Source organism: Marisediminicola antarctica (assembly GCF_009930795.1).
GTDB classification, from domain to species: Bacteria; Actinomycetota; Actinomycetes; order Actinomycetales; family Microbacteriaceae; genus Marisediminicola; species Marisediminicola antarctica.
In genome coordinates this window covers 979,866-997,344 of sequence record NZ_CP017146.1, presented here as the reverse complement: position 1 = coordinate 997,344, position 17,479 = coordinate 979,866, and the positions used below count along the sequence as shown (strand labels likewise).

Genomic DNA, 17,479 nt, shown 5'->3' with positions numbered 1-17,479 from the left:
AATTCTGATGAAGCAGGAGGGGTGACCCTTGCGGGCCACCCCTGAAACTTGCGTCTCTTGCGACTACTTGACGGATCCGCCGGCAGCGACAATCTTCTGTTCGGCAGAGCCGGACACCTTGTCGACTGCAACTTCCAGCTTAACCGCAATGTCGCCCGAGCCGAGAATCTTGACCTTCTCGTTCTTGCGCACGGCGCCCTTGGCGACGAGGTCGAGGATCGTGACCTCACCTCCGGAGGGGTAGAGCTCGGCGAGCTTTTCGAGGTTCACAACCTGGTACTCGACGCGGAACGGATTCTTGAACCCGCGCAGCTTCGGAGCACGCATGATGAAGTTGATGTTTCCACCCTCGAAGCCGGGGCGCATCGTGTAACGCGCCTTCGTGCCCTTGGTACCGCGACCCGCGGTCTTACCCTTGGATCCCTCACCACGACCGACACGCATGCGGTCTTTCTTCGCACCGGGAGCCGGGCGAAGGTGGTGCATCTTGAGAACCTGCGGGCGAGCCGCGACCTCTGCGGCCGGAGCCGCCTTCTTCTTGGCCGGAGCCGACTTTGCCGAAACCGTCGACGACGCCGTGGCGCCTTCGGCAGCATCCGACTGCGCGGAGGCGGGCTTCTTGGCGGCGGGCTTCTTCGCGGCGGGTGCCGCGGTGTCTGCCTTGGCCGTTGTCGGCTTCTTGGCAGCAGCCTTGGGGGCGGCGGCCTTGTCAGCGGTCGCCTTGGCCGGAGCCTTGGCGGGTGCCTTCTTCGCGGCTGGCGTGGTTTCTTCAGCCATTAGTCAATCTCCTCGACGCGAACCAGGTGAGCGACGGTACGGACGTAGCCGCGGTTCTGCGAATTGTCTTCGCGAACCACGACATCGCCGATGCGCTTGAGCCCGAGGCTCCGCAACGTGTCGCGCTGGTTCTGCTTTTCACTAATTTTGGACTTGATCTGGGTCACCTTCAGGCGCGCGGCCATCAGACACCTGCCTTCGTGTCAGCCTGGGCGCGCAGGAGGCGCGCGGGCACGACATGCTCAACCGGGAGGCCACGACGTGCGGCGACCGCAGCGGGCTCTTCGAGCTGCTTGAGGGCAGCAACGGTGGCATGAACGATGTTGATCGTGTTCGACGAGCCGAGCGACTTGCTCAGCACGTCGTGGATGCCGGCGCACTCGAGCACCGCGCGCACCGGACCACCAGCGATAACACCGGTACCGGCGGATGCGGGACGCAACAGCACTACGCCGGCTGCGGCCTCGCCCTGCACGGGGTGCGGGATCGTCGCGGCGACACGAGGAACACGGAAGAAGTTCTTCTTCGCCTCCTCGACGCCCTTGGAGATCGCGGTAGGCACTTCGCGTGCCTTGCCGTACCCGACTCCAACGAGACCGTTACCATCGCCGACGACGACGAGAGCGGTGAAGCTGAAGCGACGACCACCCTTGACGACCTTCGACACGCGGTTGATCGTGACGACACGCTCGAGGAACTGGCTCTTCTCGCTGTCGCGCGATCCGCGCTGCTGGTTCGGGTTGCGCTCGCGACCGCCACGACGGGCCTCGCGAGGCTCGGCGGCGTTGTTGTTCTCAGTTCCGGCTGCCGTCTCGACAACCGCGGTCTGAACGACTGCGGTCTCTGTCGATTCGGGCGCCGCGACTGCTTTGGGCTCCACGGCCTGCTCCTTGTTTGTCGTTGCGTCGCTCACAGGTCCAACCCGCCTTCCCTGGCACCGTCTGCAATGGCCGCAACGCGACCCGCGTACTTGCTGCCACCACGGTCGAATACGACGGCGTCGATTCCGGCGGCCTTCGCGCGCTCGGCGACAAGCTCGCCGACCTTGCGTGCCTTGGCGGTCTTGTCACCGTCGAAGGTACGCATGTCGGCCTCGAGGGTCGACGCCGACGCAAGAGTGAAGCCCTTGCTGTCGTCGATAACCTGCACGAAAATGTGACGGGCCGAGCGGGTGACGGAGAGACGCGGACGCGCCTCGGTGCCAACGACCTTCTTACGAAGTCGTGCGTGTCGGCGGCCCTTGGCGGCCGACTTGCTCTTTCCTCTAGTTCCGAGAGCCATTTCTACTTACCACTCTTTCCGGCCTTGCGGCGGACTACCTCGCCTGCGTAGCGCACACCCTTGCCCTTGTAGGGCTCTGGCTTGCGCAACTTACGAATGTTTGCGGCGACCTCTCCGACGGACTGCTTGTCGATGCCGTGCACCGTCAGCTTCGTGTTGCCTTCGACAACAAAGGAGATGCCGGCGGGGGGAACGACGACGACCGGGTGCGAGAAGCCGAGCGCGAACTCGAGGTTCTCGCCCTTCGCTGCTACGCGGTAACCGGTACCGACGATCTCAAGACCCTTGGAGTAACCAGTGGTCACACCGATGATCTGGTTGGCGATCAGCGTGCGGGTCAGGCCGTGCAGCGAGCGCGATTCGCGCTCGTCGTTCGGCCGTGTGACGAGCAGCTGGCCGCCGTCGAGGGTGACCTCGATGGGCTTAGCGACGGTGAGCCCAAGCTCACCCTTCGGTCCCTTGACGGTGACGGCGGAGCCGTCGACCGTGATGTCGACCCCAGAAGGGATCTCAATGGGAAGTCTTCCGATTCGTGACATATGCGGCTACCACACGTAGGCGAGGACTTCCCCACCCACGCCTTTCGAAGTTGCCTGGCGGTCCGTGAGGAGGCCAGAGGAAGTCGACAGGATCGCGACGCCGAGGCCACCGAGAACGTGAGGGATCTCCGTGGACTTGGCGTAGACGCGCAGTCCGGGCTTCGATACGCGCTTGATGCCCGCGATCGAACGCTCGCGGTTAGGGCCGTACTTCAGGTCGATGGTCAGGGTCTTGCCGACGCGGGCATCCTCGATCTTCCATCCGGAGATGTAGCCCTCTTTCTTGAGGATCTCCGCGATGTGGGACTTGAGGTTGCTGCTCGGGAGCGACACGGAATCGTGGTACGCCGAGTTCGCGTTGCGCAGTCGGGTCAGCAGATCTGCGACCGGATCTGTCATTGTCATTTCGTTTGTTTCCTAATCTCGTCTGGTTTCGACGCCCGTTACGCGGGCGCCGACCTGGTCGATCGGTGGTGCAGGGGTATTACGGGGTGTTCTCTGCGGTGCGGAACGGGAAGCCGAGCGCCTTGAGCAGCGCGCGACCCTCGTCGTCGTTCTTCGCCGTGGTGACGACAGTGATGTCGAAACCGCGAACGCGGTCGATCTTGTCCTGATCGATCTCGTGGAACATTGCCTGCTCCGTGAGGCCGAAGGTGTAGTTGCCGTGGCCGTCGAACTGCTTGTCCGACAGGCCGCGGAAGTCGCGGATACGCGGAAGCGCGAGCGACAGGAGCCGGTCGAGGAACTCCCAGGCGCGATCGCCACGAAGCGTGACGTGGGCGCCGATCGGCTGGCCCTCGCGCAGCTTGAACTGCGCGATCGACTTGCGAGCGGCGGTGATCTGCGGCTTCTGGCCCGTGATCGCGGTGAGGTCCTTCACGGCCCCATCGATAACCTTGCCATCGCGCGCGGCCTCGCCGACACCCGTGTTGACGACGATCTTCACGAGTCCGGGCACCTGGTGCACGTTCGTGAAGCCGAAGTCCTTGAGCAGCTGGGCCGAGATCTCGGTCTTGTACTTCTGCTTGAGACGGGGCTGGATCTTGCCAGCGGCCTCCGCAGTTGCTGTGTCAGTCATTACAGGTCCTCACCTGACTTCTTGGCGTAGCGAACGCGCACGGTCTTGCCGTCGTCGTTCTTCTCCACGCGGAAGCCGACGCGAGTCGGCTTCTTGGTCTTGGGGTCGACGAGGGCGACGTTGGACACGTGGATCGGTGCCTCCATCTGCTCGATGCCACCGGTCTTGCTGCCGCGCTGCGTCTGTCCGACGCGAACGTGCTTGGTGACGAAGTTGATTCCCTCGACGATGACGCGGTTGCGCTCGACGAGAACCTCGAGGACGCGCCCCTGCTTGCCGCGGTCGCCGCCGCGATCCTGCCGGCGGCCGTTGAGGACCTGAACCAGGTCCCCCTTCTTGATGTTCGCCATGATTAAATAACCTCCGGTGCGAGCGAGATGATCTTCATGAACTTCTTGTCACGAAGCTCGCGGCCGACCGGCCCGAAGATGCGGGTACCACGGGGGTCCCCATCAGCCTTCAGGATGACGGCGGCGTTCTCGTCAAACTTGATGTACGAACCGTCTGAACGGCGCGTCTCCTTCTTGGTGCGAATGATGACGGCCTTGACGACGTCACCCTTCTTGACGTTGCCGCCCGGGATGGCGTCCTTGACGGTGGCGACGATGACGTCGCCGAGGCCGGCATAGCGGCGGCCGGAGCCACCGAGAACGCGAATCGTAAGCAGCATCTTGGCGCCGCTGTTGTCGGCAACCTTGACTCTGGATTCCTGCTGAAGCATCTTGTGTCCCTATTTTCTAAGCAAGCCGAGGCTTACTTAGCCTTCTCGAGGATCTCGACCAGGCGCCAGCGCTTCGTGGCGCTGAGCGGACGGGTCTCACTGATGAGCACGAGGTCTCCGACACCGGCCGAGTTGGCCTCGTCGTGGACCTTGACCTTGGACGTGCGGCGGATGACCTTGCCGTACAGCGGGTGCTTGACGCGGTCCTCGACCTCGACGGTGATGGTCTTTTCCATCTTGTCGCTGGTCACGTAACCGCGGCGCTCCTTGCGCTGTCCGCGCGCGTTCGCATCCTTGACGTCGTGAGCGGCGTGCTCGCCTGCGGTAGTTTCCGTGGTCTTAGCCATTACTTCGCCTCCTCGTTCTTGTCAGTGGACGCTGCCTCGTCGGCGGGCGCCTCTACGGCGGCATCCGCCTTGGACTTCTTCTTCGCCTTGGTCGCCTTGGGGGCGACCTCGAGCGGAGCAGGGGTGGCACGGATGCCGAGCTCGCGCTCGTGGATCACCGTGTAGATACGGGCGATGTCGCGCTTGACGGCGCGCAGGCGTCCGTGGCTCTCCAACTGTCCCGTGGCCGACTGGAAGCGCAGGTTGAACAGCTCTTCCTTGGCCTTCTTGAGTTCGTCGACGAGCCTGCCGTCTTCAAAAGTATCGAGCTCGACTGTGGCGAGCTCCTTGGAACCGATCGCCATTATGCGTCGCCCTCCTCGCGCTTGATGATGCGTGCCTTGAGGGGCAGCTTATGAATGGCCCGGGTGAGGGCTTCGCGCGCGACATTCTCGGGAACACCGCTGAGCTCGAAGAGCACGCGTCCCGGCTTGACGTTGGCGATCCACCACTCGGGGGAACCCTTACCCGAACCCATGCGGGTCTCGGCGGGCTTCTTGGTGAGCGGGCGGTCGGGGTAGATATTGATCCACACCTTCCCGCCACGCTTGACGTGACGCGTCATCGCAATACGGGCGGCCTCGATCTGGCGGTTGGTGACATAGGCGGGGGTGAGTGCCTGGATGCCGTACTCGCCGAACGAAACCGTCGTGCCACCAGTCGCCTGGCCACTACGGCCGGGGTGGTGCTGCTTGCGGTGCTTGACCTTGCGGGGAATCAACATTACTTTTCTGCTCCCACTGCTGCCGGGGCAGCTTCGGTTCTCGGAGCTGCGGCACCGCGACGCGGTCCACCATCACGGCCGCCGTCACGGCGGTCGTCGCGGCGGTCCGGACGCGAGGACTTGGCGTTGGCCTGCTCGCGAGCAAGCTCCTTGTTGGTGATGTCGCCCTTGTAGATCCAGACCTTCACGCCAATGCGGCCGAACGTCGTCTTGGCCTCGTAGAAGCCGTAGTCGATGTTGGCGCGCAGGGTGTGCAGCGGAACGCGACCCTCCCGGTAGAACTCCGAGCGGCTCATCTCCGCGCCGCCGAGGCGACCGGAAACCTGGATGCGGACACCCTTGGCTCCAGCGCGCTGGGCGCCCTGGAGGCCCTTGCGCATCGCGCGGCGGAACGCCACGCGAGCGGTGAGCTGCTCGGCGATTCCCTGGGCGACGAGCTGAGCTTCGGCCTCGGGGTTCTTCACCTCGAGGATGTTCAGCTGGATCTGCTTGCCCGAGAGCTTCTCGAGGTCGGTGCGAATTCGCTCCGCCTCGGCGCCACGGCGACCGATCACAATGCCCGGACGGGCAGTGTGAATGTCGACGCGAACGCGGTCACGGGTGCGCTCGATCTCGATGCGCGCCACTCCGGCGCGGTCGAGACTCGTCTTGAGCAGGTTGCGGATCTTGATGTCTTCGGCGACGTAGTCGCTGTAGCGCTGTCCGACCTTCGTGCTGTCAGAGAACCAACGCGACACGTGGTCGGTGGTGATACCCAGACGGAAGCCGTAGGGATTTACTTTCTGGCCCATTACTTCTTTCCTGCCTTCTTCGGCTGCGCTGCACCGGTCACGTCGGCCGTCTCATCTGGCGTGGCCAGGACGATCGTGATGTGACTGGTGCGCTTCAGGATCTGGAACGCGCGTCCCTGTGCACGGGGCTGGAAACGCTTGAGCGTTGTGCCCTCGTCGACGTAGGCCGACGAGACGAACAGGTCCTGCTCGTCCAGGTAGCTGTTGCTTGCGTCGGCTTTCACCTTGGCGTTCGCCATCGCCGAAGCGACGAGCTTGTACACCGGCTCGCTCGCACCCTGGGGGGCGAACTTCAGGATGGCCAAGGCCTCCATAGCCTGCTTGCCGCGGATCATGTTGACGACACGACGAGCCTTGGTGGGGGTGACGCGAATGTGCTTCACGCGAGCGATGGATTCAACCATTTCTCTGCTCCTCCTTACGCCACCGCGTTAGCGGCGGCGACCCTTCTTGTCGTCCTTCACGTGTCCACGGAAGGTGCGGGTGGGGGCAAACTCTCCGAGCTTGTGCCCAACCATGGTCTCGGTGACGAACACCGGGATGTGCTTGCGACCGTCGTGCACCGCGATGGTGTGACCCAGCATTGCCGGGATGATCATCGAGCGGCGCGACCAGGTCTTGATCACGTTCTTGCTGCTGGCGGCGTTCGCGCCGACTACCTTGCGAAGCAGGTGGTCGTCAACGAAGGGGCCCTTCTTGAGACTGCGTGGCATCCTCTACAACTCCTACTTGCGCTTCTTGCCGGCATTGCGGCGACGAACGATGAGCTTGTCGGACTCTTTGTTGATGTGGCGAGTGCGACCTTCTTTCTGGCCCCACGGGCTGACTGGGTGGCGTCCACCGGAGGTCTTGCCCTCTCCACCACCGTGTGGGTGGTCGACCGGGTTCATGGCCACACCACGCACGGTCGGGCGTACGCCCTTCCAGCGCATACGGCCGGCCTTTCCCCAGTTGATGTTCGACTGTTCGGCGTTGCCGACCTCGCCGATGGTGGCGCGGCAGCGGGCATCCACGTTGCGGATTTCACCCGACGGCAGACGGAGCTGCGCGTAGGGGCCATCCTTGGCGACGAGTCGCACGGATGCTCCGGCGGAACGGGCCATCTTGGCGCCGCCGCCCGGCTTCAACTCGATCGCGTGAATAACGGTTCCCGTGGGGATGTTCTTCAGCGGCAGGTTGTTGCCCGGCTTGATGTCGGCGGATGCGCCCGACTCGACGATGTCGCCCTGGCTCAGCTTGTTCGGCGCGATGATGTAACGCTTCGAGCCGTCGAAGTAGTGCAGGAGCGCGATGCGCGCGGTGCGGTTGGGGTCGTACTCGATCTCCGCGACCTTGGCATTCACGCCGTCTTTGTCATTGCGCTTGAAGTCAATGACGCGGTACTGGCGCTTGTGGCCACCACCGATGTGACGGGTCGTGATGCGGCCGGCGTTGTTACGTCCACCGGTCTTGGGCAGCGGGCGAAGGAGCGACTTCTCCGGCGTCGAACGGGTGATCTCGGCAAAATCTGCTACCGAGGATCCGCGACGACCCGGGGTCGTGGGCTTGTACTTACGAATTGCCATGGATTATCCCTTTTCCCTAGCCGACAGCCGTGAAGATGTCGATGGATCCGGACTTCAGCGAGACAATGGCGCGCTTGGTGTCCTTGCGCTTGCCCTGGCCGAACTTGGTGCGCCTCGTCTTGCCCTTTTTGTTCAGGGTGTTGATCGATGCGACCTCGACGCCGAAGATCTTTTCGATCGCCAGCTTGATCTCGGTCTTGTTGGCACGGGGGTCCACGACGAACGTGTACTTGCCCATGTCGATGAGGCCGTAGCTCTTCTCGGAGACGACGGGCGACAGAATGATGTCGCGCGGGTCTTTGTACGTTCCGGTCATGCGCTGACCTTCTCCTTCTCGGCGGTGGCCTTTTCGGGGCTGACGCGCTTCTTGCCGCTGCTCATCGCGTCTTCCTTGACCTTCTTCGAGGCAACGGGGCCGGCGACGAAGCCATCGAAAGCAGCCTTCGTGAAGACGATGTCGTCGGAGACGAGAACGTCGTACGCGTTGAGCTGGTCGTACGGAAGCACGTGGACGGACGGGATGTTGCGAACGCTCTTGGCGCTCAGCTCGTCGTCACGGGTCAGCACGATCAGAACGTGCTTGCTCGTGGCGATGCTGGCGAGCAGCTCGACGATGGTCTTGGTCGACGGAACATCTCCGACGGCGAGCACATCGACGACGTGCACGCGTCCACCGCGGGCGCGGTCGGACAGTGCGCCCTTGAGCGCCGCGGCGATCATCTTCTTCGGGGTGCGCTGCGCATAGTCACGCGGCGTCGGCCCGTGGACGATGCCACCACCGGTCATCTGGGGTGCGCGGATCGAGCCCTGGCGGGCGCGACCGGTTCCCTTCTGCTTGAACGGCTTGCGGCCGGCGCCGGACACCTCGCCGCGACCCTTGGTCTTGTGCGTTCCCTGGCGTGCGGCTGCACGCTGGGCGACGACGACCTGGTGGATCAGCGGGATGTTGGTCTGGACATCGAAGGTCTCGGCGGGAAGCTCGACGGTGTCGACCTTCTTGCCCTTCGAGTCGATGACGTCGAGCGTGGCGTTTGATTCAGCCATGCGTTACGCCCCCTTCACTGCGTTGCGAACGAAAACGATGCGGCCGCGGGCTCCGGGAACAGCACCCTTGACCAGGACGAGGCCCTTGTCGAGGTCGACCGCGTGAACCTTGAGGTTCATCGCGGTGACGCGCTCGCCACCCATACGACCGGCCATGCGCATGCCTTTGAAGACGCGGCTGGGGGTCGAGGAGGCGCCGATGGAGCCGGGCTTGCGGTGGTTACGGTGCGAACCGTGCGACGAGCTGACGCCCTTGAAGTTGTGACGCTTCATGACGCCGGCGAAGCCCTTGCCCTTGGAGGTACCGACGACGTCGACCTTCTGGCCGGCCTCGAAGATGTCGACCGCGATTTCCTGTCCGAGCGTGTACTCGGCGGCATCCGCGGTGCGAACCTCGGTCACGTGACGGCGAGGCGTGACGCCGGCCTTGTCGAAGTGACCGGTGATGGGCTTGTTGACCTTGCGCGGGTCGATCTGGCCGTACGCGATCTGAACGGCAGAGTAGCCGTCGATCTCGGGCGTGCGCAGCTGCGTCACGACGTTGGGGCTGATCTCGATGACGGTGACCGGGATGAGCTTGTTGTTCTCGTCCCAGACCTGGGTCATGCCGAGCTTCTTGCCCAGCAGGCCCTTGCTTGTCTTGGTGATAGACATCCGGAGCCTCCTAGAGCTTGATCTCGATGTTGACGTCGGCGGGCAGGTCGAGTCGCATGAGCGAGTCGACGGCCTTCGGCGTCGGGTCAATGATGTCGATCAGACGCTTGTGGGTGCGCTTCTCGAAGTGCTCGCGGCTGTCCTTGTACTTGTGAGGTGAACGGATCACGACGATCACGTTCTTCTCAGTAGGAAGGGGCACCGGGCCAACGACCGTCGCGCCGGCACGTGTGACCGTGTCAACGATCTTGCGCGCCGAGCTGTCAATGACCTCGTGGTCATACGACTTAAGTCGAATGCGGATCTTCTGTCCCGCCATGTGTGACTCACTCTCTTTAATGCATCGTGGCTCTGGGCTATTGGATGCTTGGTTTGCTCAGCTGTCGCTGTCGCACCACTGTTTTGGTGTCAATTACTGCTTGAGTCTCACCGACCCCCGCGCTCGGGCGTGTCGCCCTCACGGACACACGCGTTACCGCACGAGTCTTGAGTTTCGGATGTGTTGTGTTCTGCTACCCGCGGCCTAGAACCGGGCCCGTGGCCTCAGCTCTATGCACTGCCTGGCAGTGATCCGGATTCGTAAATCCGAAAGTGTTGAACTAGGAGAGTTTGCCACAGTCTCGGGTGTGCTGCAACCCGGGCGTGTCGCGTTGGGCGTGTCGTGCATCCGGCACTCCCACGCGGGTGCTGCGCACCTTCGCGGGTGGCCGGCCACCCGCGCACCCGCGCCTGCCCCGCGTGCCGCGCGAACACCCGCGTTCGCGCGTTGCTGCCGCGTAACCGGGCGCGGCGCCCCCAGCACCCGACGCTCACACGCGGGTGCTGCGCACCTTCGCGGGTGGCCGGCCACCCGCGCACCCGCGCCTGCCCCGCGTGCCGCGCGAACACCCGCGTTCGCGCGTTGCTGCCGCGTAACCGGGCACGGCGCCCACAGCATCCGCGGCTCTCGCGCGAGCGCATAGGCCGCGAGCGCATAGGCCCGCGCGAGCACACACCGCCCGCGCGAGCACACACCGCCCGCGCCAGCGCGTAGGTGCCGCGCAGCACCGGCCGCGTCGGGCATCCGCAGCCCGCGCAAGCGCGTTACTCCCGCGCAGCACAGGCCGCGTCGGGTGTCCGACGCTCACACGCGGGTGCCGCGCGACTTCGCGGGTGGCCGGCCACCCGCACACCCGCGCCTACCCCGCGTGCCGCGCGAACACCCGCGTTTGCGCGTTACTGCCGCGCAACCGGGCGCGGCGCCCGCAGCATCGCATCCGGGCTCAACTCCCTCTCCTCGAGCGCGCACGAGGGTGCCCACAACGCGCCACACAAGAGCACCCGCAAAGCGGCGCACGAGCGCATCATTGCGTCGGACACCGGATGCACGCCGCCTCCCGGCCGTGCGCGGCCAGCGCTCAGCAGCGCGCGACGCGCATCCTCGCCTGGAGTACCGCCGGCCGGTGCGCGATAGCTCGTTTCAGTGACGCAGCAGTCGCGGCCGCCCGACCGGCAGGTCGAGTTCAAGGAGCCGCCGCCTGAGTCGCTGCTGACTCATCCCCGTCTGGAAGTCCCACCGGGTGAACGCGCGCACCTTTCGACGGAGCGCATCCTCCCGCGTCTTCTCCGCAAAGTGGACGTCTTCTGGCGACCGACCACGGCGATAACGCGCCTCAAAGTATTTGCCCCTGCCGTCGCTCTCGCCGATTGCGTCCTGCTCCCTCCAATAGAAGTCGGTGTCGTATTCCCGACCGTCGATCGTGAATGTCTGCTGGAGGACCGGCTCGGGAAATCCGTTGAGAGCGATGTTGACTCGACTCGCGGATTCCCCGGGCGAGCCCGACAGGTGGGTGCCGAAGGCGATTACCGCTCGAGCTCGGACCGATCCCCGAAGCGGCAGCGACCGCTCGATCACCCCGAACAGTTCTTCTCGCGTCGCGAGCGGCGCCTCATGACCAAAGCGATCGAGGTGGAGTGCGCGATCGGCGACAACGACCGCGGCCGTGAGGTCGAGAGTTGCCGCGATATCGACGACTGTTCGCGCGATGGAGGTCACGAGGAGACCGTCGAGCGTCACAACGTCCTCGGCATCGATGCCGACAGCGTGCTTCCGGATGCCCGGATCCGACCGCCCGCCCGAGGCGCGCTCAATCGTGAAGTGGACGTCCGCCGTGCGCCCGTCGAGTAGCGGCAGTCCCCAAAGCGCCGCCGCTGACTGGTGCGAGACGACCATGGAAGCACTTCGCGCCCGCGCAGCACCGGCGACCCGAACGACATACCGGTCGTCGGCCGTGAGATTCGCCCACGCGGTCGCGTCGATGTACTGACCTCGAGCGACGCGATACAACCGCCCAGCGCGGATCAGTCCCCGCGGCCGCAGATCGGTGCCGAACCCGCGCGTGAGTTCTGACGCGAACAGCAGGCCGTCGGCCGCCCGGGTGTGATCGGATGCAGTCATTGCTTCACTCTCGCCCACGCCCGAGTCCGAGGGCTGCTGTCTGGGCAGTCGGTGGCATTTCACTGCGCGGCACGAGGCTGTGCAGGAGCTCAGCGCTCCCCCACTACCGGAACAGCAGTGCGCGCAGCTCCGACTCCGCCGATTCGGTTCGCGCCGGGTCGATCGTGTTCCCGGCGTTGTAGTGGTCCACCACGCGCGGGTCGACGTAGCTCGACCTGGCTATCGCGGGGGTGTTGCCCAGCACCTCCGCAGCATCCCGCATCGCCTGCGCGAGCGCCTTCGACCTGGGGGACTTGGTGCCCTCCGCGCCGTGCTTCGCCAGGCTCACGGCGGCGGCGACCGTGCCGCGCAGGGTGCGGAAGTCCTTCGCCGTGAACTCTCCCCCGGTCTGCTCCCGCACGTAGTCGTTGATCTCCTCCGCGGAGATTGGATGCCAGCCGTCATCCGCGCGGTACGCGAGCAGCCGGGCGCGCGGGCCCCGCCGCTTGAGCGACCGCACGACGGTGGCGAGGTCGGCGTCGGTGATGTCGGATTCCCACGGCTGCCCGCTCTTCGCCGGAAAGCTCAGCGATACCGTCGATCCACTCACCAACGCGTGCGCGCACAGCAGCGTCGATAGCCCGTGGCTCCCGTTCGACTCGGCGTACCTCTCGGACCCGACGCGGAGCGACCCCGTGTCCAGCATCCGGAACGCCGCCGCAAGCGTCCGCTGCTTGGTGGGTTCGTCGCCACGAAGGTCGATCGTCACCCGGCGGCGGGCCGTGGGAAGCGATTCGGCCAGGCGCAGCGCCCGGTCGAACTTGATGCGGTCCTTTTGCTCGCGCCAGGTCGGATGATAGATGTACTGGCGGCGTCCGGCAGCGTCGATGCCCGTCGCCTGCACGTGGCCGTTCGGGTACGGCGCGATCCAGACGTCGGTCCAGGCGGGCGGGATCGCGAGGTGCTCGATGCGGGCGCGAAGGTCTGGGTCGGTGATCGGGCGTCCGTCGACGTCCTTGTAGGAGAAACCGCGCCCGGCACGCACCCGCCGCAGCCCGGCACCGGAGGAGTCACTGCGACGAAGCCTCGGCATTCGTCCACGGTACGTGATGCGGGGGGCGGATGCGGATGCTGGGGCGGATGCAGGGGCGGATGCAGGGGCGCCGGCTCGAGCGGCAGCGGCCGCTTGAGCGGCAGCGGCAGCGCCGGTTTCGGATACAGCGCCAGCTTCGGCGAGCTGTCGCGAGCGCCGTGTCGCCGAGTACGGAGTTGTGGTCGCCCCGTGTGGCGACCCAGCGACCACTACTCCGTACTCGACGCGATTACGCGATGTACGAGGGGAACGCCCGGACGATAGGCGAGGTGCACGTAGCTCGGGGCATCGAGCAGCACTATGTCGGCGGCGGCGCCCACGCGGAGGTGTCCGATATCGGTCCGGCGGAGCGCCTGGGCCCCGCCGAGGGTCGCGGCCCGTACCGCCTCGGCGGCAGTCATGCCCATCTCACGCACCGCGAGCGCGATGCAGAACGGCATCGAGCTCGTGTAGCTCGACCCGGGGTTGCAGTCGCTCGCGAGGGCGACTCGCACACCGGCGTCGAGCAGTCTGCGGGCATCCGGATACGGGGACCGCGTCGAGAACTCCACGCCGGGCAGCAGCGTGGCGACAGTACCGGCCCAGACCGCGCCGACCCCAGCGGCATCGGCCGCCGCGCCCGTGCCTCCCGCGTCCCGAGACACCGCACCCGCACCCGCGCTCCCTCCCGCGTCCCGAGACATCGCGCCCGCACCCGCGCTCCCCGCGAGCGCCTCCACATCGGCATCCGCGAGGTAGGTGCAGTGGTCCACGCTCGCCGCGCCGAGCTCCACGGCGAGGCGCACGCCGCCCGACACCCCAAGCTGGCCCGCGTGCACCCGTGCGCCGAGGCCCCGCGCGATGCCGGCCGTGAGTATCGAGCGCGCCTCGTCAACCGTGAAGGCGCCGTCATCGATGAACACGTCGATCCAGCGGGAGTGCGGCGCGCAGGCGTCGAGCATCTCCCCCTCCACAAGGGCGACGTAGTCGTCGCGCCTCCCGGAGTAGTCGGCGGGCACCACGTGCGCCCCGAGGTACGTAGTCTCGGCGGTGAGCGTGCGAGCGAGCGAAAGGATGCGGCACTCGTCGGCCACCGTGAGCCCATAGCCGCTCTTGATCTCGACCGTCGTGGTTCCCTGCGCGCGCATCTCGCTGAGCAGTCGCCGCGCGCCGGCGAGGAGCTGTGCGTCGGACGCCGCTCGAGTCGCTTCGACTGTGGAGCGGATGCCGCCCGCCTCGTACCGGCGCCCGGCCATCCGCGCCTCGAACTCGGCGGCGCGGTCGCCACCGAAGACGAGGTGGCTGTGGCTGTCGACGAAGCCGGGGATCGCGCAACGTCCGCCCGCGTCGATGCGCTCGTCGGCATCCGGGGCGCCTGTCCAGTCGCCCACCCACGCGACACGTCCGTTCTCGATCACGATCGCGGCGCCGCTGCGCTCCGGGCGCTCGGCATCGTGCGTCACGAGCAGGCCGATGTTCTCGATCAGGATGCTGGGGCGCGCCTCGCCGGATCCCGAACCGGCCGCGCGCGCTCCCGAACCGGCCCCACCGGATCCCCAACCGGCCTCGCCGGATCCCGAACCGGCCGCGCCCCACCGCGAACCGGCCCCGCCAACGGACCCGCCGACGGCACCGCCAACGGTGCCGCCAGCGGCGCCGGCCGCACCACCCACGCTCACCTCTCCGCCCATCCGGCCGCCGCCAACGGTGCCGCCAGCGGCGCCGGCCGCACCACCCACGCTCACCTCTCCGCCCATCCGGCCGCCGCCTCGAGCACGCACAGCGCGACGAGGCGCACGGTGCGACCGTCCGCGGAGTCCGCCGTCGCATCCACCTCGGTCAGATCGATCGACTCGACCAGCGGATGCCGCCCCGCCGCCCGAGCTGCCGTGCGCAGCTCCGCCGCCGAGATACCCCCGGGAACGGATGCCGGACAGCCCGGCGCCACCGCGCGGTCGCACACGTCGACGTCGAGGTCGACGTGCACTGGGCCGCCCGCCCCGCCGGCTATCTCGATTGCCTCGGCCACGGCATCCGCGATGGGTCGATGTGCCAGCTCCCCCCGCGTGATCACGGTGATCCCCAGCTCGGCGGCCCGCTGGGAGTACTGGGCGGAATTGGCGAAGTCGGCGATGCCGATCTGCACGACCCGGGTTCCGTGGAGTCCGGCCTCGAGCAGCCGGCGCACGGGCGAGCCGTTGCTCACGCCATCGCGGAGGTCATGGTGGGCGTCGAGGGTGACGAGCCCCGCGGTGTCGAGGCGGTCGTGCCAGGCACCGAGGGCGGCGGGCACGGTCGCGGCGTTGTCGCCGCCGAGCACGATGAGCAGGGACGAGTGCTGCGCGGCGAGACGAGCGGCCGCGGCGGCGACGGCCTCGCCGTCACCATCCGGATCTGGCACGTCGCCCCAGTCGGCGATGCTCGGCCAGCGCGAGCCGCCCGCCCACTCGCTGTAGTAGCGCAGCGCCGCGCGCACGGCGGTCGGGGTCGCACCGGCGCCGCTCGGCGACAGCGACGTGCGGAAGGTCGGGATGCCAAGGATCGCGAGGTCGGTGTACTCGCCGACGCGTCCGGCGGGCCAGTCGCCGGCGCGCGGCCAGAGCGGATCGTTGGACAGTTCAGCCATCAGTGCTCCTCGACTGGACCCGAGCGGCCCCGACAACTCGAGACCGCCCGTGCACCAGCATCCGCGCCCGGGACCCGCACGGCAATCACCCCTCCCGCATCGGCACGCGCACCGCGAGCCGCTCGGCGACCTCGATCGCCTCACCGTAGCCCGCGTCGACATGCCGGATCACGCCCATTCCCGGGTCGTTGGTGAGCACCCGCGCGATCTTCTCCGCCGCGAGCGCGGTGCCGTCGGCGACGGTGACCTGGCCGGCGTGGATGGAGCGCCCGATTCCCACTCCCCCGCCGTGGTGGATCGACACCCAGGTGGCGCCGGATGCCGTGTTGACCAGCGCATTGAGCAGCGGCCAGTCGGCGATGGCGTCGGAGCCGTCCTTCATCGCCTCGGTCTCGCGGTAGGGCGAGGCGACCGAGCCGGAGTCGAGGTGGTCGCGTCCGATGACGAGCGGCGCGGCGACCTCGCCCGAGGCCACCATGTCGTTGAAGCGCAGCCCTGCGCGGTCCCGTTCTCCGTAGCCGAGCCAGCAGATGCGGGCGGGCAGCCCCTGAAAGTGCACGCGCTTCTGCGCGAGCGGGATCCACTTCTGCAACGACCGGTTCTCGGGGAACATCTCGAGCACCGCGCGGTCAGTCGCGGCGATGTCGGCCGGGTCGCCGCTCAGCGCCGCCCAGCGGAAAGGCCCCTTGCCCTCCGCGAACAGCGGACGGATGTAGGCGGGCACGAAGCCGGGGTAGGCGAACGCGTCCGCGTAGCCGGCCGTGCGCGCCTCGGTGCGAAGGTTGTTGCCGTAGTCGAAGACCTCGGCGCCCGCCCTCTGGAAGCCGACCATCGCCTCGACCTGGCGGGCCATCGAGTGGCGGGCGGCATCCGCAAACCCGATCGGGTCGGCCTCGCGGGCCGGATGCCACTGGTCGAAGCTGACCTCTAGCGGGAGGTAGGCGAGCGGATCGTGCGCGCTCGTCTGGTCGGTGACGATATCGATCTCGGCGCCGCGGGCGAGCAGGTCGGGGAACACCGCGGCGGCGTTGCCGAGCACCCCGATCGAGAGGGGGCGGCGTGCGTCCCGGGCATCCAGCGCGAGTTCGAGCGCGTGCTCGACAGAGCGCGCCTCGATGTCGAGGTAGCCGTGTTCGATGCGGCGGGCGATGCGGCTGGGGTCGACGTCGACGACGATCGCGACGCCATCGTTCATCGTGACGGCGAGCGGCTGCGCCCCGCCCATGCCGCCGAGCCCGCCGGTGAGGGTGATGGTTCCGGCGAGGGTGCCGCCGAAGCGCTTCTCGGCGACCGCGGCGAAGGTCTCGAAGGTGCCCTGCAGGATTCCCTGGGTGCCGATGTAGATCCACGACCCGGCGGTCATCTGCCCGTACATCGTGAGGCCGAGCTTCTCGAGTCGGCGGAACTCGTCCCAGTTGGCCCAGTCGCCCACGAGGTTGGAGTTCGCGAGCAGCACCCGCGGCGCCCACTCGTGAGTCTGCATCACGCCGACCGGACGTCCGGACTGCACGAGCATCGTCTCGTCGCCGCGCAGGGTCGTGAGGGTGCGCACGATCGCGTCGTAGCTGGCCCAGTCGCGCGCGGCCTTGCCGGTGCCGCCGTAGACGACGAGCTCATCCGGATGCTCCGCCACCTCCGGGTCGAGGTTGTTCTGCAGCATCCGCAGCGCGGCCTCCTGCGGCCAGCCGAGTGTCTGCAGAGCGGTGCCGCGGGCGGCGCGGACAGGGCGGGGAGCGGACATGTGGCTGTCTCCTTCTCGGGGTCGGTGCGGTGCGGTTGGGGCGGGGCGGATGCGGGCGGGCGGT

At 66.9% G+C, this 17,479-nt stretch carries 25 protein-coding genes; all 25 read right to left on the bottom strand.

The genetic code is table 11. The features are described 5' to 3' along the window. Positions 1–63: 63 nt before the first annotated feature. On the bottom strand, positions 64–777 hold the full coding sequence (gene rplO / locus BHD05_RS04745; RefSeq protein ID WP_161885417.1) for a 50S ribosomal protein L15: 714 nt from the start codon (positions 775–777) through the stop codon (positions 64–66). After that, positions 777–962 carry a 50S ribosomal protein L30 gene (gene rpmD / locus BHD05_RS04740; protein WP_161885416.1) on the bottom strand — a complete coding sequence of 62 codons (186 nt, stop codon included), beginning with the start codon at positions 960–962 and terminating at the stop codon, positions 777–779. Before rpmD ends, rplO begins: the two co-directional genes overlap by 1 nt. Further along, positions 962–1,657, bottom strand: a complete 696-nt coding sequence (rpsE, locus tag BHD05_RS04735) for a 30S ribosomal protein S5 (RefSeq protein ID WP_161885415.1) — start codon at positions 1,655–1,657, stop codon at positions 962–964. The genes rpmD and rpsE overlap by 1 nt, the downstream gene beginning before the upstream one ends. Before the next feature lie 29 nt (positions 1,658–1,686). Next, positions 1,687–2,058: a 50S ribosomal protein L18 gene (gene rplR, locus BHD05_RS04730; RefSeq protein WP_161885414.1), complete on the bottom strand. Its 372-nt coding sequence runs from the start codon at positions 2,056–2,058 to the stop codon at positions 1,687–1,689. Between the two features lie 2 nt (positions 2,059–2,060). Further along, positions 2,061–2,597, bottom strand: coding sequence for a 50S ribosomal protein L6 (gene rplF, locus BHD05_RS04725; protein ID WP_161885413.1), 537 nt, complete (start codon positions 2,595–2,597; stop codon positions 2,061–2,063). 6 nt (positions 2,598–2,603) lie between these two features. Next, positions 2,604–3,002 (bottom strand): 30S ribosomal protein S8, encoded by a 399-nt coding sequence (gene rpsH, locus BHD05_RS04720; RefSeq protein WP_161885412.1) that lies wholly within the window; start codon positions 3,000–3,002, stop codon positions 2,604–2,606. 79 nt (positions 3,003–3,081) lie between these two features. Further along, on the bottom strand, positions 3,082–3,675 hold the full coding sequence (gene rplE, locus BHD05_RS04715; RefSeq protein WP_161885411.1) for a 50S ribosomal protein L5: 594 nt from the start codon (positions 3,673–3,675) through the stop codon (positions 3,082–3,084). Next, positions 3,675–4,025, bottom strand: a complete 351-nt coding sequence (gene rplX, locus BHD05_RS04710; RefSeq protein WP_161885410.1) for a 50S ribosomal protein L24 — start codon at positions 4,023–4,025, stop codon at positions 3,675–3,677. Before rplX ends, rplE begins: the two co-directional genes overlap by 1 nt. Before the next feature lie 2 nt (positions 4,026–4,027). Beyond that, the gene (rplN, locus tag BHD05_RS04705; protein ID WP_161885409.1) at positions 4,028–4,396 is read right to left on the bottom strand and encodes a 50S ribosomal protein L14; all 369 of its coding nucleotides are present in this window, start codon (positions 4,394–4,396) and stop codon (positions 4,028–4,030) included. 32 nt (positions 4,397–4,428) lie between these two features. Then, the gene (gene rpsQ, locus BHD05_RS04700; protein ID WP_161885408.1) at positions 4,429–4,743 is read right to left on the bottom strand and encodes a 30S ribosomal protein S17; all 315 of its coding nucleotides are present in this window, start codon (positions 4,741–4,743) and stop codon (positions 4,429–4,431) included. Further along, positions 4,743–5,087: a 50S ribosomal protein L29 gene (rpmC, locus tag BHD05_RS04695; protein WP_161885407.1), complete on the bottom strand. Its 345-nt coding sequence runs from the start codon at positions 5,085–5,087 to the stop codon at positions 4,743–4,745. The genes rpsQ and rpmC overlap by 1 nt, the downstream gene beginning before the upstream one ends. Further along, positions 5,087–5,506: a 50S ribosomal protein L16 gene (gene rplP / locus BHD05_RS04690; protein ID WP_161885406.1), complete on the bottom strand. Its 420-nt coding sequence runs from the start codon at positions 5,504–5,506 to the stop codon at positions 5,087–5,089. Before rplP ends, rpmC begins: the two co-directional genes overlap by 1 nt. Further along, entirely contained in the window at positions 5,506–6,297 is a 792-nt protein-coding gene (rpsC, locus tag BHD05_RS04685; RefSeq protein WP_161885405.1) for a 30S ribosomal protein S3, read from the bottom strand. Before rpsC ends, rplP begins: the two co-directional genes overlap by 1 nt. Then, the gene (gene rplV, locus BHD05_RS04680) at positions 6,297–6,701 is read right to left on the bottom strand and encodes a 50S ribosomal protein L22 (RefSeq protein WP_161885404.1); all 405 of its coding nucleotides are present in this window, start codon (positions 6,699–6,701) and stop codon (positions 6,297–6,299) included. The genes rpsC and rplV overlap by 1 nt, the downstream gene beginning before the upstream one ends. A gap of 27 nt (positions 6,702–6,728) precedes the next feature. Beyond that, on the bottom strand, positions 6,729–7,010 hold the full coding sequence (gene rpsS / locus BHD05_RS04675) for a 30S ribosomal protein S19 (RefSeq protein ID WP_161885403.1): 282 nt from the start codon (positions 7,008–7,010) through the stop codon (positions 6,729–6,731). Positions 7,011–7,022: 12 nt separating this feature from the next. After that, the gene (rplB, locus tag BHD05_RS04670) at positions 7,023–7,862 is read right to left on the bottom strand and encodes a 50S ribosomal protein L2 (RefSeq protein ID WP_161885402.1); all 840 of its coding nucleotides are present in this window, start codon (positions 7,860–7,862) and stop codon (positions 7,023–7,025) included. A 16-nt stretch (positions 7,863–7,878) separates the two neighbouring features. Beyond that, the gene (gene rplW / locus BHD05_RS04665; RefSeq protein ID WP_161885401.1) at positions 7,879–8,178 is read right to left on the bottom strand and encodes a 50S ribosomal protein L23; all 300 of its coding nucleotides are present in this window, start codon (positions 8,176–8,178) and stop codon (positions 7,879–7,881) included. After that, complete coding sequence (rplD, locus tag BHD05_RS04660; protein WP_161885400.1) at positions 8,175–8,906, bottom strand: 50S ribosomal protein L4; 732 nt, start codon at positions 8,904–8,906, stop codon at positions 8,175–8,177. Before rplD ends, rplW begins: the two co-directional genes overlap by 4 nt. 3 nt (positions 8,907–8,909) lie before the next feature. Further along, a complete protein-coding gene (rplC, locus tag BHD05_RS04655) occupies positions 8,910–9,560 on the bottom strand; it encodes a 50S ribosomal protein L3 (protein ID WP_161885399.1) in 651 nt (216 codons plus the stop codon). Between the two features lie 10 nt (positions 9,561–9,570). Next, on the bottom strand, positions 9,571–9,879 hold the full coding sequence (gene rpsJ, locus BHD05_RS04650) for a 30S ribosomal protein S10 (protein WP_147783478.1): 309 nt from the start codon (positions 9,877–9,879) through the stop codon (positions 9,571–9,573). A gap of 1,140 nt (positions 9,880–11,019) precedes the next feature. After that, positions 11,020–11,997 carry a hypothetical protein gene (locus BHD05_RS04645; protein ID WP_161885398.1) on the bottom strand — a complete coding sequence of 326 codons (978 nt, stop codon included), beginning with the start codon at positions 11,995–11,997 and terminating at the stop codon, positions 11,020–11,022. Positions 11,998–12,100: 103 nt separating this feature from the next. Next, positions 12,101–13,069, bottom strand: a complete 969-nt coding sequence (locus tag BHD05_RS04640) for a DNA topoisomerase IB (RefSeq protein WP_161885397.1) — start codon at positions 13,067–13,069, stop codon at positions 12,101–12,103. A gap of 209 nt (positions 13,070–13,278) precedes the next feature. After that, on the bottom strand, positions 13,279–14,805 hold the full coding sequence (locus BHD05_RS04635) for an amidohydrolase family protein (RefSeq protein WP_236966649.1): 1,527 nt from the start codon (positions 14,803–14,805) through the stop codon (positions 13,279–13,281). Next, positions 14,790–15,674, bottom strand: coding sequence for an arginase family protein (locus BHD05_RS04630; protein WP_161885396.1), 885 nt, complete (start codon positions 15,672–15,674; stop codon positions 14,790–14,792). The genes BHD05_RS04635 and BHD05_RS04630 overlap by 16 nt, the downstream gene beginning before the upstream one ends. Before the next feature lie 85 nt (positions 15,675–15,759). Beyond that, positions 15,760–17,415 carry a urocanate hydratase gene (gene hutU, locus BHD05_RS04625; RefSeq protein ID WP_161885395.1) on the bottom strand — a complete coding sequence of 552 codons (1,656 nt, stop codon included), beginning with the start codon at positions 17,413–17,415 and terminating at the stop codon, positions 15,760–15,762. Positions 17,416–17,479 lie beyond the last annotated feature (64 nt).

Excerpts from the sequence above, each read along its gene's own strand:
- rplO (WP_161885417.1), bottom strand. The coding sequence starts at position 777 with ATGGCTGAAGAAACCACGCCAGCCGCGAAGAAGGCACCCGCCAAGGCT.
- rpmD (WP_161885416.1), bottom strand. The coding sequence starts at position 962 with ATGGCCGCGCGCCTGAAGGTGACCCAGATCAAGTCCAAAATTAGTGAA.
- rplR (WP_161885414.1), bottom strand. The coding sequence starts at position 2,058 with ATGGCTCTCGGAACTAGAGGAAAGAGCAAGTCGGCCGCCAAGGGCCGC.
- rplF (WP_161885413.1), bottom strand. The coding sequence starts at position 2,597 with ATGTCACGAATCGGAAGACTTCCCATTGAGATCCCTTCTGGGGTCGAC.
- rpsH (WP_161885412.1), bottom strand. The coding sequence starts at position 3,002 with ATGACAATGACAGATCCGGTCGCAGATCTGCTGACCCGACTGCGCAAC.
- rplE (WP_161885411.1), bottom strand. The coding sequence starts at position 3,675 with ATGACTGACACAGCAACTGCGGAGGCCGCTGGCAAGATCCAGCCCCGT.
- rplX (WP_161885410.1), bottom strand. The coding sequence starts at position 4,025 with ATGGCGAACATCAAGAAGGGGGACCTGGTTCAGGTCCTCAACGGCCGC.
- rplN (WP_161885409.1), bottom strand. The coding sequence starts at position 4,396 with ATGCTTCAGCAGGAATCCAGAGTCAAGGTTGCCGACAACAGCGGCGCC.
- rpsQ (WP_161885408.1), bottom strand. The coding sequence starts at position 4,743 with ATGGCTAAGACCACGGAAACTACCGCAGGCGAGCACGCCGCTCACGAC.
- rpmC (WP_161885407.1), bottom strand. The coding sequence starts at position 5,087 with ATGGCGATCGGTTCCAAGGAGCTCGCCACAGTCGAGCTCGATACTTTT.
- rplP (WP_161885406.1), bottom strand. The coding sequence starts at position 5,506 with ATGTTGATTCCCCGCAAGGTCAAGCACCGCAAGCAGCACCACCCCGGC.
- rpsC (WP_161885405.1), bottom strand. The coding sequence starts at position 6,297 with ATGGGCCAGAAAGTAAATCCCTACGGCTTCCGTCTGGGTATCACCACC.
- rplV (WP_161885404.1), bottom strand. The coding sequence starts at position 6,701 with ATGGTTGAATCCATCGCTCGCGTGAAGCACATTCGCGTCACCCCCACC.
- rpsS (WP_161885403.1), bottom strand. The coding sequence starts at position 7,010 with ATGCCACGCAGTCTCAAGAAGGGCCCCTTCGTTGACGACCACCTGCTT.
- rplB (WP_161885402.1), bottom strand. The coding sequence starts at position 7,862 with ATGGCAATTCGTAAGTACAAGCCCACGACCCCGGGTCGTCGCGGATCC.
- rplW (WP_161885401.1), bottom strand. The coding sequence starts at position 8,178 with ATGACCGGAACGTACAAAGACCCGCGCGACATCATTCTGTCGCCCGTC.
- rplD (WP_161885400.1), bottom strand. The coding sequence starts at position 8,906 with ATGGCTGAATCAAACGCCACGCTCGACGTCATCGACTCGAAGGGCAAG.
- rplC (WP_161885399.1), bottom strand. The coding sequence starts at position 9,560 with ATGTCTATCACCAAGACAAGCAAGGGCCTGCTGGGCAAGAAGCTCGGC.
- rpsJ (WP_147783478.1), bottom strand. The coding sequence starts at position 9,879 with ATGGCGGGACAGAAGATCCGCATTCGACTTAAGTCGTATGACCACGAG.
- BHD05_RS04645 (WP_161885398.1), bottom strand. The coding sequence starts at position 11,997 with ATGACTGCATCCGATCACACCCGGGCGGCCGACGGCCTGCTGTTCGCG.
- BHD05_RS04640 (WP_161885397.1), bottom strand. The coding sequence starts at position 13,069 with ATGCCGAGGCTTCGTCGCAGTGACTCCTCCGGTGCCGGGCTGCGGCGG.
- BHD05_RS04635 (WP_236966649.1), bottom strand. The coding sequence starts at position 14,805 with ATGGGCGGAGAGGTGAGCGTGGGTGGTGCGGCCGGCGCCGCTGGCGGC.
- BHD05_RS04630 (WP_161885396.1), bottom strand. The coding sequence starts at position 15,674 with ATGGCTGAACTGTCCAACGATCCGCTCTGGCCGCGCGCCGGCGACTGG.
- hutU (WP_161885395.1), bottom strand. The coding sequence starts at position 17,415 with ATGTCCGCTCCCCGCCCTGTCCGCGCCGCCCGCGGCACCGCTCTGCAG.